12 protein-coding genes are annotated in these 15,800 nt (G+C 74.6%); 6 read left to right on the top strand and 6 right to left on the bottom strand.

Annotation, left to right across the window (positions count from 1 at the left end):
• Nucleotides 1-31 precede the first annotated feature (31 nt).
• Nucleotides 32-4,015: a HEAT repeat domain-containing protein gene (locus ABGB11_RS25300; RefSeq protein WP_347636523.1), complete on the top strand. Its 3,984-nt coding sequence runs from the start codon at nt 32-34 to the stop codon at nt 4,013-4,015.
• Nucleotides 4,016-4,022: 7 nt separating this feature from the next.
• Here ABGB11_RS25300 and ABGB11_RS25295 read toward each other — a convergent pair whose 3' ends face one another.
• Nucleotides 4,023-5,303 (bottom strand): ArsB/NhaD family transporter, encoded by a 1,281-nt coding sequence (locus ABGB11_RS25295; protein ID WP_347636521.1) that lies wholly within the window; start codon nt 5,301-5,303, stop codon nt 4,023-4,025.
• Between the two features lie 225 nt (nt 5,304-5,528).
• Between ABGB11_RS25295 and ABGB11_RS25290 the strand changes: the two genes are divergently transcribed.
• The 3 genes from ABGB11_RS25290 (at nt 5,529) to murJ (ending at nt 9,593) form a co-directional block, all read left to right on the top strand.
• A complete protein-coding gene (locus ABGB11_RS25290; RefSeq protein ID WP_347636520.1) occupies nt 5,529-6,329 on the top strand; it encodes an ABC transporter ATP-binding protein in 801 nt (266 codons plus the stop codon).
• A 1-nt stretch (nt 6,330) separates the two neighbouring features.
• Nucleotides 6,331-7,689 (top strand): FtsX-like permease family protein, encoded by a 1,359-nt coding sequence (locus ABGB11_RS25285; protein ID WP_347636519.1) that lies wholly within the window; start codon nt 6,331-6,333, stop codon nt 7,687-7,689.
• A gap of 107 nt (nt 7,690-7,796) precedes the next feature.
• Nucleotides 7,797-9,593, top strand: a complete 1,797-nt coding sequence (gene murJ, locus ABGB11_RS25280; protein ID WP_347636517.1) for a murein biosynthesis integral membrane protein MurJ — start codon at nt 7,797-7,799, stop codon at nt 9,591-9,593.
• On the opposite strand, the gene ABGB11_RS25275 is transcribed toward murJ, so the two are convergent.
• The 3 genes from ABGB11_RS25275 to ABGB11_RS25265 form a co-directional block, all read right to left on the bottom strand.
• Nucleotides 9,588-10,529: a hypothetical protein gene (locus ABGB11_RS25275; RefSeq protein WP_347636516.1), complete on the bottom strand. Its 942-nt coding sequence runs from the start codon at nt 10,527-10,529 to the stop codon at nt 9,588-9,590. The genes murJ and ABGB11_RS25275 overlap by 6 nt on opposite strands.
• A gap of 33 nt (nt 10,530-10,562) precedes the next feature.
• Nucleotides 10,563-11,474 (bottom strand): TIGR03619 family F420-dependent LLM class oxidoreductase, encoded by a 912-nt coding sequence (locus ABGB11_RS25270; RefSeq protein WP_347636514.1) that lies wholly within the window; start codon nt 11,472-11,474, stop codon nt 10,563-10,565.
• Between the two features lie 117 nt (nt 11,475-11,591).
• Nucleotides 11,592-13,082, bottom strand: coding sequence for an MFS transporter (locus ABGB11_RS25265; protein WP_347636512.1), 1,491 nt, complete (start codon nt 13,080-13,082; stop codon nt 11,592-11,594).
• 229 nt (nt 13,083-13,311) lie between these two features.
• On the opposite strand from ABGB11_RS25265, the gene ABGB11_RS25260 reads away from it, so the two are divergent.
• Together ABGB11_RS25260 and ABGB11_RS25255 are read left to right on the top strand one after the other, a co-directional pair.
• Nucleotides 13,312-13,644, top strand: a complete 333-nt coding sequence (locus ABGB11_RS25260; protein WP_347636653.1) for an OB-fold nucleic acid binding domain-containing protein — start codon at nt 13,312-13,314, stop codon at nt 13,642-13,644.
• A gap of 28 nt (nt 13,645-13,672) precedes the next feature.
• On the top strand, nt 13,673-14,350 hold the full coding sequence (locus ABGB11_RS25255; protein ID WP_347636511.1) for a DUF3159 domain-containing protein: 678 nt from the start codon (nt 13,673-13,675) through the stop codon (nt 14,348-14,350).
• Nucleotides 14,351-14,359: 9 nt separating this feature from the next.
• Here ABGB11_RS25255 and ABGB11_RS25250 read toward each other — a convergent pair whose 3' ends face one another.
• Both ABGB11_RS25250 and ABGB11_RS25245 read right to left on the bottom strand, forming a co-directional pair.
• Nucleotides 14,360-15,019: a TrkA family potassium uptake protein gene (locus ABGB11_RS25250; protein ID WP_021593569.1), complete on the bottom strand. Its 660-nt coding sequence runs from the start codon at nt 15,017-15,019 to the stop codon at nt 14,360-14,362.
• Nucleotides 15,019-15,684, bottom strand: coding sequence for a TrkA family potassium uptake protein (locus ABGB11_RS25245; protein ID WP_347636510.1), 666 nt, complete (start codon nt 15,682-15,684; stop codon nt 15,019-15,021). Before ABGB11_RS25245 ends, ABGB11_RS25250 begins: the two co-directional genes overlap by 1 nt.
• Between the last annotated feature and the right edge of the window lie 116 nt (nt 15,685-15,800).

The raw sequence follows: 15,800 nt of genomic DNA, 5'->3' as shown, positions 1-15,800 counted from the left end.
CTCATCCTGGCCGAAGCCTAGGATCGGCTCCATGTCCGCCGCGCCGTCCCCCAGCCCGCCGGTCCCCGTCCGCATCGACCGGCTGCGGGCCCGGATCGCCGCCCGTCCCGCCGCCGCCCGGAAGGAGCCCGCCGGGGAAGCGCTCTACCAGGCGGTGCGGAAGATCGGTGCGCTCGACACGGACGACCCGGAGGAGCTCGCCCGTCACCTCGCGGGAAGCGGTGACGGCGTGCTCCGGACCGAGGCGTTCCGGATCACCCGGGAGGCGCTGCGGGCGGGACTGCTGCCCGCCGCCTCCGCGCGGACGATCGTCGAGGACCTCGCCGCCGGCGTCCCGGACGCGCTGTGCGAGCTCGCCGCACCGTGGGCGGTGCTCGACCCGCTCCCGCACGGGCGGATGCGCCGTCTCCTGGACGCCGGGCCCGCCCGCGTCGCGATCGAGGTCGCCGCCCGGCACGGTCATCGCGATCTCCTCGCCGGCCTCGCCGGCGACCCCCGGCGGGAACCCGTACTGCGGCGGCGCTGCCTGGAGCTTCTCGGCGATCTCGCCACCCGCGAGGACGTGGGCGCGATCGTGGCCACCGCCGCCCGGGATCCGCTGCTGCTCGCGGGACCTGCCGTCACCTGCCTCGGCGGCCTGCACCGGCGCGGCCACTTCCCGGACGGACAGGACGTCCCCGCCATCGTCGGGCTCGCCCTCGCCGACCACGCCGTCCCCGCCGGGGACCTCGCCGTCGTCCTCTACCCCCGCAGGCACGAGGCGCTGAAGGAGCTGACGGCGCCGACGGAGCCGACGGCCGCGGACGGGAACCTGCCGCGCCGTCTGGACCTGCTGGTCGCGCTCGACGAGCAGGGCGCCCCGGATCTCGGGATCGGCGACGCGGTCACCGGCCTGGCGCGCGGTGCCGACGATCCGGCGCCGTTCCTGCGGGCGATCCGGCGGCTCCGGCACGCGGCGGCGGAGGAGACCGTCCTGGAGTTGCTGCCCCGCTCGCCGCGGGAGGCCCTCGGCGCCCTCGAAGCCGTGGGCGGCGCCCGGACGGTCGCGGTCCTGCGCGACGGCCTGGGGCTGGCCGGGGGAGACGTCGCCGCGCACCTCAGGCCGTACCGGCATCGCGCCCTGGAGATCCTCTGGCACCTCAACGGCGACGCCGGCCTGCGGCGGACGATCCTGGAGCGCCTCGACCCCCGCGACCTGCCCCGGCGGATCGCGGACGACCTCGGCGGGCCCGACGCCCGGGAACTCGCGGCGCTCCGCGCGAACCCGGGCCGGGGCGACCCGGCCGCCGCTCTCCGCAGGCTGGCCGCGAACGGCGATGCGACGACCCTGCCCGCCATCGCCGACCTGCTGCTCCGGGTCGCCGCGCAGGAGGACGGACCCGTCCCGGACGAGATCGTCGCGGCCGTCGGTGAGCTCGGCGGCGGCCTGTGGCGGCGCGGCGCCCTCCGGCCGCGCTGTCTGCTGGACGCCGCCGATGCGGCGGACGCTGGGAACGCCCTGGTCGCGGACATGGTCCTGCGCCTCCTGGCGCGTCCGGGGCTGCGGCCCGCCGAGCGGACGACGCTGCTGGACGTGCTCCGCCGGGCCCCGCACCGCCGGACGCGGGCCCGCGTGCACCGGCTGCTGCGGGACCGGGACCGGCACGTCCGGGCGGGGGCGATCGCGATCCTCGCCCTGGACGGCGGGGACGCGCTGGCCCTGTCGGCGAGCCTGATACCGCTGACGGCCGCCGGCGACGTCCAGACCGTCCGGCAGGCGATCCTCGCGCTGGCCGAGGCCGGGGCGAGCTGGGCCGCGCCGGCGATCGCGGGCTGCCTCGACCATCCGAACATGAACGTCAAGAAGGCCGCGGCGTCGGCCCTCGCGCGGGCGGGCGGGCCGGAGGCGGTCCCGAAGCTGCTGTCCTGGCTCGGCCGCCACGACAACCCGGGCCTGCGCGAGGCGATCGTCGGCGCGCTGCGGGCGATCCTCGGCGACGCGTTCGCCGCGACCGTCCTCGCGGCGGCCGACCGCGCCGCCGATCCGTCCCCGCTGCTGCGGAGCCTCGACGGCCTGCTGGACGAGTGCGCGGTCGAGGCCCTGGCCCGGCGCGGCGTCACGGTCCGGGGACGGACGCCGCCGCCGGTCCCCGACGTGGACGCGCTGCTCGACGGCGGCTGGGACACCGAGACCGCCCTCAGGGTGCTGGACGCACATGAGAGTGAGCCGTTGCCGTACTGGCGGTTGCGTCCGGCGCTGGTCCGCTGGCTGGACCTGGCGGTGTCCGATCCCCGGGCCGTCCGGCTGGTCACGGAGATCTGCCGGCCGCCGCTGGGGGACGCGGAAGCGGAGGTCCTCGCCCGCTCCGCCGGAACCCTCGTGGACGGCCTGGCCGCCGGCGGCGACCACGACCGGCTGCTCGCGCTGCTGGCGGCGGCGGTTCCTCGCCTGGGCCGCGTGGAGCGGCTGGCGGTCGCCGAGCGGGCGCGCGGGCTGGACGCCGGCCGTGCGGGGCTCGTCGTGCTGCGCCTGTGCGCGGTCTCCCCGACGCGTGACGACGTCGTCCGCGCACTGGCCGTCGCGCGGCGCGGAGAGCGCCCGGAGCCGGACCAGGAGGCCGTCCTGCGCGAGGCGTTCGGGCAGGAGGCGACCGAGGATTCCGCACCGCTCCGGGGGCGACTCGGGGACGCGATCCGCGACGCCGGCTCCCTGCGGCGCGCGCGCGAGCGGACGGACGCGCCGTCGCGTGCGGTCCTCGACGCGCTGATCAGCGTGTTCGCGCAGGCTCCGCCCGGCACGCGCGACCTCCTCCTCGACTGGATGCTGGAGTTGCAGCCGCTCGGCGCCCCGCCCTGGACGATCGCCGAGGAGTCTCGCCGTCCGGTCGCGGACGTCCGGACTCCCCACTCCGGCGATCTGGACCAGCCGCGCTCCGACGCCCAGCGCCGGCGCCTTCTGGCGATGCTGGACGACCCTCAGACGGAGCGCAGGGAGAACGCGGCCCGCATGCTGCTCGACTGGCCCGAACCGCAGGCCGGGCTCGCGGTGCTCAAGGCCTACCTGCACGGTCGTGTCGGCCTTGCCGCCGGCCACCGGTTGGCGGGCGTGCTCGACCACGCGGCCGAGTCCGATCTGACCGGGGGCGGCGCCGTCGACGGGCGGTTCGCCCGCCTGGCCTCTTACCTGGACACCGACCGTCTGGACAGGTTCGTCCCCCGCCTCCTGGCCGCGTGGGAGCACGGAGACGCCGCCACGTCCGAAGCGGCCGGCCGGGCACTGCGCCGGGCGTCGCCCGACGTCGTCGCCGGGGCGGTCTCCGGCCGCCTCGCCGCCGGCGCCTGGGGGCTGCTCGACCTCGTCGCGTGCAGGCCGGTGCTGCCGACCCCCGAACTGATCCAGGCGCGCGAGCGCCTCCGCGACGAGGGGCGCGACGACCGCGCCGCGAAGCTCGTCCTGGCCGAGGGGCCGCTCCGGGCGCCGGGCGCCGCCGCCCGGGACGAGGAGGTGCTGAACACCCTCCGCGAGCGCCCCGCCGGAACGGCCCGCGAACCGTCGCGCGCGGAACTGTTCCGCGTGGCCCGCGGCGCGGAGGCCAAGGCCGCCGGGCGCGCGCTCACCCGGCTCGCCGAACGCCACGAGGAGGCGGGTGCCACCGCGGATCCCGAGCTGGCGGACCTGCTGGCGACGCTGATCGTGCACGGCGAGACGAAGGTGCGGCTGCACGCGCACCGCGTGTCCCGGCGCGTGCTGGACCGGCCCGCCTATCTCGACCAGACGGTCCGGCTGCTGGACGATCCCGAGCCCGCCGTCGTCCGCTCCGCCATCAGGACGCTCGCGCATGCCGCCTGGAAGCCCGCGGTCCCCGGCCTCGTCGCGCTGCTCGCGCACCCGCGCGAGAGCGCCCGCAAGGCCGCCGCGGACGGTCTGGTCATGCTCGGCTCGGCGGCGGTCCCCGCGCTACGGCACGCCGAGGGCCGCGCCCGCCCCGACCGCCGCCATCGCTACACCTCCGTCCTGGACCGCATGACCGCGTAGCGGCCGGCTAGAGGTAGCGGAGCCAGAGGTAGGGGGTCGACAGGGCGACCATGATGAGGGTGACGACGAGTCCGTAGCGGGTGAAGCGCCAGAAGCTGATCGGGGTGCCGTTGCGGGCGGCGAGGCCGAGCACGACGACGTTGGCGCTCGCGCCGATCGCGGTGGCGTTGCCGCCGAGGTCGGCGCCGAGGGCGAGCGCCCACCACAGGACGTGCCCCTGCGTGCCCGGGTGCTGCCCGGCCAGGTCGGCGACGACCGGGCTCATGGTGGCGACGTAGGGGATGTTGTCCACGATCGCCGACAGGCCCGCGGACGCCCACAGCAGCAGCATCGCGGCGGGCCCGAGCCGCCCGCCGGTGGCGTCGGCGGCGGCCTCGGAGATCTCGGCGATGACGCCCGTCCGGACGAGCCCGCCCACCATCACGAACAGGCCGGCGAAGAACACGAGCGTGGGCCACTCGACCTCGGCGAGCGCCTCCTCGGTGGTGACCCGGGTCGCGGCGACGAGCAGCCCGGCGCCGAGCAGCGCGACCACGGACGGCTCGTAGTGCAGGACGGGGTGCAGCACGAACGCCGCCACGACGACGCCGAGGACGGCGAGTCCCTGCGCGAGCAGCCGCCGGTCGGTGATGGCCGCCCGCTCCTCCAGCTTCATGATCTCGGCGGCGAGGCGGGGATCGTAGTGGAACGCGGACCGGAAGAGCCACCGGCACAGACCGCAGAAGACGATCGTCAGCAGCACGATGAGCGGCGCGAGGTGGACGAGGAAGTCGTTGAACGACAGGCCGCCGCGGCTGGCGATGATGATGTTCGGCGGGTCGCCGACGAGCGTCGCGGTGCCGCCGATGTTGGACGCCATCACCTCGGCGATCAGGTACGGCTCGGGCGCAAGACGGAGCCGCTCGCAGACGAGGAACGTCACGGGCGCGATCAGCAGGACGGTGGTGACGTTGTCCAGCAGCGCGGACGCCCCGGCCGTCAGGACGGTCAGCATCACCATCAGCCGGTAAGGGCGTCCCCGTGCGCGCTTGGCGGCCCAGATCGCCACGTACTCGAACAGGCCGGTGCGCCGCAGCACCGAAACGATCACCATCATGCCGAGGAGCAGGAAGACGACGTTCCAGTCGATCCCGGACTCTTCGGAGAAGAACGCGTCCTCGGCGTCGGTCACGTGCAGCAGGAGCATCAGGCCGGCGCCGCCGAGCGCCACGGCCGTCCGGTGCACCTTCTCCGACGCGATCATCACGTACGCGCAGACGAAGATGACGATCGCGGCGGTGGCCTGCACTGAGCCTCCCGGTCGGCCTGCGGGTGACGGGGCCTGCCGACCAGACCTACCGGCGCACCGGAGAGGACTTTACTGCGCCTCCGCGCCGGCGCGAAGGCGGGGCCCGGCGATGGTGGGGTTTTGCCTACCCCGATCGGCGTGCTGGACCCATCCTCGGCGGCCTTCGCCGTCCGTAGCTTCGTTCCCGAAGCGCCCCGCGAGGGGGCGCCGGGCGGAGGTAAGAGGATGTTCGGACGCAGTAAGGAGCCGCGGCGGGCGCCCGGGGGGCCCGGCGAGGCGCTCCGGCTTGAGAACGTGCGCCGCGTCTACGGCACGGAGGGCAACCAGGTGGCCGCGTTGGACGGCGTGTCGCTGTCGCTGCCGGCGGGGTCGTTCACCGCGGTGATGGGCCCGTCGGGATCGGGCAAGAGCACGCTGCTGCAGTGCGCGGCGGGCCTGGACCGTCCGACCGAGGGGCGGGTCTTCGTGGACGGCGCCGAGCTCTCCGGCGACGGGGAGGCAGCGCTGACGAGGTTCCGGCGGCAGCGGATCGGCTTCGTCTTCCAGCAGTTCAACCTGCTGCCGACGCTGACCGTCATGGAGAACACGGTGCTGCCGCTGAAGCTGGCGGGCCGCCGGCCCGACCGGGCGCGGGCACGGGAGATCCTGGAGCGGATGGGGCTCGGGGAGCGGCTCGGCCACCTGCCGGCGCAGCTGTCCGGCGGCCAGCAGCAGCGGGTGGCGATCGCGCGGGCGCTCGTCACCGAGCCGCGGGTGGTGTTCGCGGACGAGCCGACCGGCGCGCTCGACACGCGCAGTGCCCGCGACGTGCTGGGCCTGCTGAGGGAGTCGGTGCGGACGTTCGGGCAGACGGTGGTGATGGTGACCCACGACCCGGTCGCCGCGTCGTACGCGAACGCCGTCCTGTACCTGGCGGACGGGCGGATCGTCGGCCACCAGACCGCGCCCACGGCCGAGGCCGTGGCGGAGCGGATGACGCACCTGGCCGACGAGGTCGAGCGGCAGCGCACGATGGCGGGAGCGTGACATGTTCGGTCTGGCGATCCGTTCACTGCGCCGGCGCGCGAGCGCGTTCACGGCGAGCTTCCTCGCGATGTTCCTCGGCTCGGCGATCATCATGGCGTTCGCCTCGATGCTCGACACGGCGCGGGAGAGCGGCGTGACCGGGCCGCCCCGGGACACGCTCGTCATCATGGCGAACGTCGTCGGCGGCTGGGGCCTGCTGCTCGTGGTCTTCGCCGTCACCTCGACGCTGACCCTGTCGGTCCGGCAGCGGGCCGCGGAGATGGCGCTGCTGAAGAGCGTCGGCGCGACCCCGGGCCAGGTCGGCCGCATGATCGTCGGCGAGGCGGCGGGCCTCGCGGTGGTGGCGGCGCTGCTCGGCATCGTCCCGGCGATGCTGATCGGGCGCGGCCTGGTGTGGATGCTGCACGACACCGGACAGGTGCCCGCGGGCGTCGGCCACGCCTTCGGGCCGATCGCGCTGTCGATGGGCATCGGGATCACGCTGGTCTCGGCGGCCGGCGCCGCGCTGATCACCGCGCGCCGCGCCGTCCGGGTCCGGGCGGCCGAGTCGATGGCGGACGCGGCCGTCGACACCGGCCGGCTGAGCAAGAAGCGCATCGTGTTCGCGGTGCTGTTCCTGTTCGTCGCCGTGGACGAGGCGGTCGTCACGGTGACGCTGATGGACGGCAAGGGCACCGACGCGATGGCGACGTCCGGGCAGGCCGACATCTTCGCCTCGCTCGCGCTGGCGCTGCTGTCTCCGGCGATCATGCGGGGCGTCACGGCGCTGCTGGCGCGCCCGGTCCGGCTGCTCGGCGGGGCGGCCGGCGACCTGGCGATCACCACCATGCGGCGCCGCCCCGGGGCGCTGGCGTCGGCGGTCACGCCGGTCATCCTGTTCGTCGGCATCGCGGTCGGCACGCTGTTCCTGCAGGCCGCCGAGAACGCGGCCATGGACGCGGCCGGGCTGGCCAAGGACGCCGAGCAGAAGAGCATCGAGACGCTCAACCTCGTCGTCATCGGCATGGTGGTGCTGTTCGCCGCGATCATGCTGGTCAACACGCTCATCGCGGCGACGGCGCACCGCGGCCGCGAGTTCGGCCAGACCCGGCTCGCCGGCGCGACCCCGCGCCAGGTGCTCGGCTCGGTCGCGGTCGAGTCGGCGGTGCTGACCGTCACCGGCGTGGTCTGCGGGACGGTCGCCGCGGTCTTCACGGTCGTGCCGTTCGGCCTCGCCCGGCGGGACACACCGGCCCCGGACGGCAGCGTGTGGACCTACGTCGGGGTCGTCGCGCTCGCCGCGGTGCTGACCGGCGCGACCGCCTACGGCGCGGCCCGCCGCACGATCCGCGTGCCGGCCGTGGAGGCGGCACTGCGCTGACCGGTCGTGCCCCGAGTGCTCATCCGTACAGGATGAGCACTCACTCATGTCAGGAGGCGGGTGCGGCGCGTTGGGGGGCATACTGGCCCGTCCGGGGGTGGTGCGGAATGGGCGAGCGCGACGGGCGGCGGATCCTCATGCCGGGGGTCCTGGACGAGGCGGAGCGCGCGGAGCCGGCCGGCGAGCCCGAACCGGGCCTCGTCCCCGTCCGCGACCCCGGCGACGTCGCCGACCCGGGGACCGCCGACCGCCCCGGCTCGGAACGCGACGAGATCGGCGGCGCCGCGCAGGCCGCGCCGCCCGGCGTCGCGCACTCCAGCGCCGTCATGGCGATCGGCACCGTGTTCTCCCGGCTGACCGGTTTCCTGCGCACCGTCGTGATCGGCGCCGCGCTCGGCACCGCCCTGCTCGGCGACGCCTACCAGGCCGCCGAGATGATCCCCTACACCGTGTACGAGCTGCTGCTCGGCGGGATGCTGGCGAGCGTGTTCGTCCCCTTCCTGGTCAAGCGCCGGATACGGGACGCCGACGGGGGAGCGGCCACCGAGAACCGGCTGCTCACCGCCGTCATCGTGGCCCTCGCCGTGCTCACCGCGGCCGCCGTGCTCGCCTCCGGGTGGCTCGTGTCGCTGTACGCGGGCGGGTACACCGGGCGGCAGCGCGAGGTCACCGTCCTGCTCACCCGCCTGCTGCTCGCGCAGATCTTCTTCATCGGCGTCAGCGGCCTCGCGAGCACGCTGCTGAACGTCCGGCACCGGTTCGGGGCGCCGATGTGGGCGCCCGTCGTCAACAACCTGGTCACGATGGGGGCGGGCCTGCTGTTCCTGTGGGTCGCGGGCCGCGGGCGGACCACCGCGACCGTGACCGACGCCCAGCTGACCCTCCTCGGCCTCGGCTCCGCCCTCGGCACGGTCGCGCAGAGCGGGGTGCTCGCGTGGACGCTGCGGTCCGCGGGGTTCCGCTGGCGCCCGCGCCTCGACCTGCGCGGCTCGGGGTTCGGCGAGGCCGCCCGCACGGCGACGTGGATGCTGCTCTACATCGTCGTCGCGCAGGCCGGGGTGCTCGTGACCGCGAACGTGGCGACCCGGGCCGGCGACCGCGCCGCCGGTCCGGGCAGCGGCCTGGCCACGTACAAGTTCGCCCTCGTCGTCTTCCAGCTCCCTTACGCGATCATCGCGGTCTCGGTCATCACCGCGCTGCTGCCGCGGATGAGCGCCCACGTCGCCGACGGCCGCCGCGACCTCGTCCGCGCCGACCTCTCCCGCGGCCTCCGGCTGGCGAGCGCGCTGCTCGTCCCGCTCTGGCTGGGGATGCTGGTGTTCGCGATCCCCGGTTCGATCACGTTCTTCGCCTACGGAAGCCTCACGCCGGACGGGGCGCGCCGCATCGGCCTCGTCCTCATGGTGTTCGCCGTGATGGTGCTGCCGTTCACCGTCCACCAGCTGCTGATGCGGGTCTTCTACGCCCTCGGCGACACCCGCACGCCCGGCCTGATCGCCGTCCCCGCCGGGATCGCGCAGGCGGCCGCCGCGTTCGCGCTGCTGTGGGCCCTTCCGGCGCGGCAGGTGGTGCTCGGGCTGCCGGCCGCGTACGGGCTGTTCTACGCGCTCGGCGCGCTCGGCGCCGCGCTCGTCCTGCGCCGGCGCCTCGGCGGGCTGGACGGACGCCGCATCCTCCGCGCGCTGACCCGCCTGCACGTGGCCGCCCTCCCCGCCGTCGCGTTCGCGGCGGCGATCGTCTGGGCGTCCGGCCGCCTGCCGGGCGACCGCGTCCCCGCTCTGCTCGCCGTCCTCGTCGGGGGCATCGGCGGTGGGACGCTCTATCTCCTCACGGCCCGGCTGATGAAGGTTCCGGAGATCGGATACTTCACCGCGATGGCCAGGAGCCGTCTGCGCGGATCATGAGCGAGCCGTCTCCTCCAGGGCGGGCGGCGGGCCGTCCAGGATCTCGCCGCCGAGGGCCTCCCGGAGTGCCGCGGCCGTCGGCTCGGCGTCCGTGCCGTGCACGGCGGCGTGGACGGCGGTGCCGAGCGCCGGATGCCGGACGAGGTGGAGGGCGGTCTCCTCGTCCATCGTCGTGTAGATGGCCTCCTGCCAGCCCGAGCCGTCGGTGTCCCTGCCGATGACGGCGATGTTCCAGTCCTCCCTGTAGGCCCAGACGGCGGGCTCCTCGGCGTCATCGGTGGCGAGCCGGAGCCAGGCGACCGGGCGCGGGACGGCCCGGTCCGGGATCCCCGGCCGGACCGTGACCCAGTCCTCCTCGCCCTCGACCGGCCGCGCGGGGGCGAGGACGCCCGTCGGCTTCTCCCGGGGCGCCTCGCGCATCACCAGGGGCGGATGCACCAGTTCCCCGGCGACCTCCCGCGCGTACTCGGCGGCCTCCCGGACGTCCTCGTCGCCGTGGGCGAGCGCTCGCTGGAGCAGGTCCACGGTCTCCGGCTCCGGCTCGGCGCCGCCCACGGCCATCATCATCGCGACGAGCGTCCAGGGCGCCTCGGTGAGCGCCCCCTCCACTTGCGCGCGCAGTGTCTGCTCGGTCCAGACCTGGAACCGCTCGCCCACGGCCGCCCGGATCGCGACGGCCCGCTCCGCCGACTCCGCCCGGACGAACATCGCCTTCGCACCGACCTCGTCGGCCGCCACCTCGATCAGCAGATTCCGGCCGGACGCGTCGGCGTACACGTCCGCGAGCGTCTCACCGCCGAAACCGCCGTTGCCGTAGTACTCGAACGTCAGGTCCGTCGTGTCGGCGAGCGCGCCCAGCAGCGTTTCGTCGACCTCGTCCTCGTAGCGCACCACCAGCGCGCACCGGTACGGGCCGCCGTCCACAGGATCGATCATCCGCGTCACGGTAGCGGCGACCATGATCATCTGTCAGCCGAGCGCGAGAACGCGCTCCAGGAGCCGCAGCTGTTCGGCGGGCTCGACGTCGCTCATCCACAGGACGTGCCGGACGTCCAGCTCGTCCAGCGTCGCCAGGTCGCCGGCGACCTGCTCGGGCGATCCGGTGAGCGGGGCCCGCTCGTCCAGCGGCTTGGCGGTGACGTCGCCGTTCACCTGGACGACCACGGGCAGCCGGGACGGGTCGTGCCCCGCGGCCTCGGCGGTGCGGCGGAAGGTGTCGATCGTCTGGCGCAGCACGTCCCACTCGAAGACCACCGTGCACAGGCCGGTGCCGAGCCGCGCCGCCCGGTCCAGCGCGGCCGGGGCCGCGGCGCCGATCAGGACCTCGGGCCCGTCCTGCCGGACGGGCTTCGGGCCGATCTCGCTCTCGGGGATCCGGTAGAAGCGGCCCTCGAACCGGACCGGGTCGGGTCCCCACACCGCGCGCATCGCCGTGACGTGCTCCTCGAACCCGGCGCCGCGCCGGGCCATCGGCACGCCGGCGGCCTCGAACTCCTGCGACATCCAGCCCTGGCCGAGCCCGGCGAGCAGCCGGCCGCCGCTCAGCCGGTCGAGCGTCGCGAGGCGGCGGGCGAGGATGACCGGGTTCTGGAACAGGGTGTCCAGCACGCTCGTCCCGAGCCGGATCCGTGCCGTGCGCGCGGCCACGTAGGTGAGGGCCTCCAGCGGGTCGTAGACGGTGCCGAACGACTCGGGCGGGTCCATCACCGGACCGCCTGGACCGCCCATCGCGATGGGCACGGTCGGGCGGAGCAGCCGGTCGAACGTCCAGACCGCCCCCAGCCCGATCCGCTCCGCGCCCTCCGCGACCTGGGCGATGCCCTCCGGCGAGACGCCCCGCCCGCTCGTCGGGAGGCCGATTCCGAGTTCCACGCGGCTCATGTCCTTCTCTCCTTATGTGTGGGAGTTCGTTATGGAGACGGGACCTGCGGCGAAAACTCATCGCTTCCCGAACGCCGGGCTCGCCGTCCGGGTGGACGGCGAGCCGGGCGGGGGTGGTCAGTGGGCGCGGGCGCGGCGGGGGAGGAGGAAGGCGACCAGGAACGCGGCGGCGGTGAGCCCGGCGGTCAGGACGGTCACCTGCTTCGCGGCGTCCAGCGCGGCCGCCGCGGCGAAGTGGCCGGCCACCGGGGCGCCGACCGCGCCGAAGAAGACCGTGCCGAGGGCTGCGATGCCGAGGGACGCGCCGAGCTGCTGCACCGACTCCAGCGCGGCCGAGCCGGACCCGACCTCGTGGTCGGCGATGCCCGCCACGATGATGTCGAACAGCGGGACGAAGATCATGCCCATCCCGGCGCCGAACAGCAGCAGCGGCGCCGCCAGGTGCCAGCCGCCGAGCCCGGTCCCGGCCGCCTCGAACACCGCGTACAGCGCGGCCAGGCCCGCGGTCATCAGCGCCAGGCCGAGGTGCAGGATCCGGCGGCCGAGGCTGTTCATCGTCATGCCGCTGAACGCCGACCCGGCGAATGCGCCGATCGCCCAGGACGACATGGCCAGGCTCGCGGCGAGCGGGGTGTAGCCGAGGCCGAGCTGCAGGAACAGGCCGGTGGCGAGGGAGAAGCCGGTGATCGTCCCGAAGAAGACGAGGACGAACAGGACGCCCGAGGTGTATGACCGGTCACCGAACACGCTCAGCCGGACCAGCGGCGTCCGCCCGCGGCGGGCGCGGCGGAGCTGGTGCGCGGCGAACAGGGCCAGGGCGGGGACCGAGCCGGCGAGCAGCGCGAGCGACCAGGCGGGCCAGCCGAGCTCGCGCCCCTGGACGAGCGGGTAGACCAGCATGCTCATGCCGAGGCCGCCGAGCAGCATGCCGGTGGCGTCCAGCCCGCCGGAGCGGTCCGCGGTGACCGGAGCCGGCAGTGCGCGGGCGCCCACGACCAGCGCGTACGCGCCCACCGGGACGTTCATCAGGAAGATCGCGCGCCAGCCGGTGCCGAGCAGGTCGGCGTCGATGAGCAGCCCGGCGACCACCGGCCCGAGGATCGTGGCGAGCCCGATCACCGGCCCGAACAGCGCGAACGCCTTGCCGGTGTCCGCGCCGAACAGGTCGCGGATCAGGCCGAAGCCCTGCGGGATCATCACCGCGGCGAACAGGCCCTGCGCGACCCGGGCGGCGATCAGGCTCTCCGGCGACCAGGCGAGCGCGCACGCCGCCGACGTCGCGAGGAACCCGGCGGCGCCGGCGAGCAGGACCGGCCGCCGCCCGAACATGTCGCCGAGCCGTCCGCCGGTGAGCAGCGCCACCGCCAGGGCCAGGGTGTAGCCGGCGGCCATCCACTGGAGCGCGGAGTAGGACCCGCCGAGGTCGGCGCGGATCGCGGGCGCGGCCACGTTCACGACGGTGGAGTCGAGGAGGTTCAGCAGGGTGGCGGCCAGGATCGCCGAGAGGCCGAGCCAGCGGCGCGGGTGCGGCGCGGCGGCGCCGTCCCGGCCCGTTTCCGTGGTGGTCGTCCCGGCGGCGGGGGCCGCGGTGTCGAGCGTGGCGGTCACGGCTCTTCCCTTCTATTGGAGCGGAATGCTCTGTTCCGATAGTAGCAGAACGGAATGCTTCATTCCACTGTGATGGCGGGTCGTTTTCCGGGGAGGGTGAAGGATCCGGTTCGTCCGGGGATGCCATACGCTTCGAGGTATGGACGAGGTTTCGGCCGGCACGCCGCAGGCGGCGGAGCCCGCCGGGCGCGAGCGAGGGAAGGGCGGCCTCCGGCGCTTCCTGCGGCGCATGGCGGCGGGCAAGGCCGAGCTTGAGGCCGAGGAGCTGCAGAAGAGCGCCGGCGACGAGGGCGCGACGCCGATCAGTGACTGCGCCGCGCGCAAGCGGCACTGCGTGGCCGGTACGCTACGTACGGTGACCCTCCGGCCGCGGGGCGGAGCCCCCGCCCTGGAGGCCGAGCTCTACGACGGCACCGACGTGGTCAACCTGGTCTGGCTCGGCCGGCGCAAGATCGCCGGCATCGACCCGGGCCGCCGGCTGCGCGCCGAGGGGCTGGTCAGCGAGCAGGACGGGCGCAAGGTCATGTTCAATCCGCGCTACGAGCTGCGCGGCGGCTCATGAGGCCGCAGCGGGCAGCCGGGAGACCCACGTGAGCGAAGTGAAGACGGGCACCGGGCGGGAGACCGCCGCCCACGACACCGTGGAGGCCGCCGTCCGCGCCCAGCTGAGCAAGGCGCTCGGCGGCGTCCGCGGCATGGTCGAGGCGGCCGTTCCGACGATCGCCTTCACGGGCACCTATGTGGCGGCCGAGGACGTCAAGCTCGCCGTCACCGCCGGCATCGGCGCCGCGGTGGTGCTGCTCGCCGTCCGGCTCGCGCAGCGCTCCAGCCCCCAGTTCGTCCTGAACAGCCTCGTCGGCATCGCGATCGCGGCGTTCTTCGCGCTGCGCTCCGGCAAGGCCGAGAACGCGTTCCTGCCCGGCATCATGCTCAACGCCGGCTACGCCGCCGCGATGATCTTCTCGATCGCGGTGCGCTGGCCGATCGTCGGCTTCATCATCGGGTCGGTCACCGGCGACCCGACCGCCTGGCGGTCCGACCCCGGCATCGTGAAGCTGTGCTCCCGGCTCACCTGGCTGCTCGTCCTGCCCTGCGCCGCGCGGGTCGCCGTCCAGTACCCCATCTACCTCGCGGACGGCGACCAGAGCGGCCTGCTCGGCACCGCCAAGATCGTGATGGGCTGGCCGCTGCAGGTGGCGGCGCTGGCCGCCATGGTCGGGCTGCTCGCCCGCGGCCGCACCCCGATCGACCGCGAGGAGCACGCCTGACCCGCGCGGTCACCTGCCGCCGAGCAGCTCCGCGAGCTCGTCCTCCACGTCCTGGCTGGCGACGAACATCAGCTCGTCGCCCGGCTCCAGCGTGTCGTCGGACGAGGGCACCAGCACCCGCCCCTCCCGCAGGATCGCCACCAGCGCGGTGTCGCGCGGCCAGGCCACCGACCCGACCCGCTGCCCGCCGAGCGGCGCGTCCTCCGGCAGCGTCAGCTCCACCAAGTTCGCCTCGCCCTGCCGGAACGTCATCAGCCGGACGAGGTCGCCGACACTGACGGCCTCCTCGACCAGCGCCGACAGCAGCCGCGGCGTGGACACGGCCACGTCCACGCCCCACGACTCGTTGAACAGCCACTCGTTGTTCGGATGGTTGATCCGCGCCACCACCCGCGGCACCCCGTACTCGGTCTTGGCCAGCAGCGACACCACCAGGTTGACCTTGTCGTCGCCGGACGAGGCGACCACCACCTGGCAGCGCTCCAGCGCGGCGTCGTCCAGCGCGGAGATCTCGCACGCGTCGGCCAGCAGCCACTCCGCGCGCGGCACCATCTCGACCTTGATGGCCTTGGGGCTCTTGTCGATCAGCAGCACCTCGTGCCCGTTCTCCAGCAGCTCCTGGGCGATGGAGCGGCCCACCGCGCCCGCCCCGGCGATCGCGACCCGCATCAGGCCTCCTCCCCGTTCCGCGCCGCGACGGCGGCGTTCACGCGCTCCAGATCGTCGGCGCCCGCCATGATGTGCACGATGTCGCCGTCCTGGATGACCGTGTCCCGCTCGGGGACGAGCGCCTCGCCCATCCGCGACAGGAACGCCACGCGGGTCCGGGAGTGCTCCTCCAGAGCCTCGACCTTCTCGCCCACCCACAGGTGGCCGGAGTCCAGCTCGGCGAGGACGACCGCGCCGGTCGGGTCGCGCCACAGCGGCTCGGCGCCCTCGGGGAGCAGCCGGCGCAGGATCTGGTCGGCCGTCCACCGGACGGTCGCGACCGTGGGGATGCCGAGCCGCTGGTAGACCTCCGCGCGGCGCGGGTCGTAGATCCGGGCCACCACGTTGTCGACGCCGAACGTCTCCCGCGCCACCCGCGCGGAGATGATGTTGGAGTTGTCGCCGCTGCTCACGGCCACGAACGCGGAGGCGCGCTCGATGCCCGCCTCGGCGATCACATCGCGGTCGAACCCGAACCCGGTGATGCGGCGGCCCCGGAACCCGCTGCGGAGCCGGCGGAACGCCTCCGGGCTCTGGTCGATGATGGCCACCGAGTGGCCCTTGTCCTCCAGGATGTGGGCGAGCGTCGACCCGACCCGCCCGCATCCCATGATCACGATATGCACGGCCGTTCCTTCTTCCGTCCAGGGGGACGTTCCCCCTGTACCCCCCCGCGCCGTGCACGGCATTCGCCGCCGAGACCGTGCCGCGCCCGAGGACCGTTTCCTGTGAATGATCCCTG

This window comes from Actinomadura sp. B10D3 (assembly GCF_039871695.1).
Lineage (GTDB): Bacteria > Actinomycetota > Actinomycetes > Streptosporangiales > Streptosporangiaceae > Spirillospora > Spirillospora madurae.
The sequence above is the reverse complement of the archived record's forward strand: the minus strand, read 5'-3'. Positions and strand labels throughout refer to the sequence as shown.

Bases quoted from the DNA above. Each gene is read 5' to 3' on its own strand.
- ABGB11_RS25275 (WP_347636516.1), bottom strand. From the start codon at position 10,529: ATGATCGATCCTGTGGACGGCGGCCCGTACCGGTGCGCGCTGGTGGTG.
- ABGB11_RS25285 (WP_347636519.1), top strand. From the start codon at position 6,331: ATGTTCGGTCTGGCGATCCGTTCACTGCGCCGGCGCGCGAGCGCGTTC.
- ABGB11_RS25250 (WP_021593569.1), bottom strand. From the start codon at position 15,019: ATGCGGGTCGCGATCGCCGGGGCGGGCGCGGTGGGCCGCTCCATCGCC.
- ABGB11_RS25300 (WP_347636523.1), top strand. From the start codon at position 32: ATGTCCGCCGCGCCGTCCCCCAGCCCGCCGGTCCCCGTCCGCATCGAC.
- murJ (WP_347636517.1), top strand. From the start codon at position 7,797: ATGGGCGAGCGCGACGGGCGGCGGATCCTCATGCCGGGGGTCCTGGAC.
- ABGB11_RS25290 (WP_347636520.1), top strand. From the start codon at position 5,529: ATGTTCGGACGCAGTAAGGAGCCGCGGCGGGCGCCCGGGGGGCCCGGC.
- ABGB11_RS25260 (WP_347636653.1), top strand. From the start codon at position 13,312: ATGGCGGCGGGCAAGGCCGAGCTTGAGGCCGAGGAGCTGCAGAAGAGC.
- ABGB11_RS25270 (WP_347636514.1), bottom strand. From the start codon at position 11,474: ATGAGCCGCGTGGAACTCGGAATCGGCCTCCCGACGAGCGGGCGGGGC.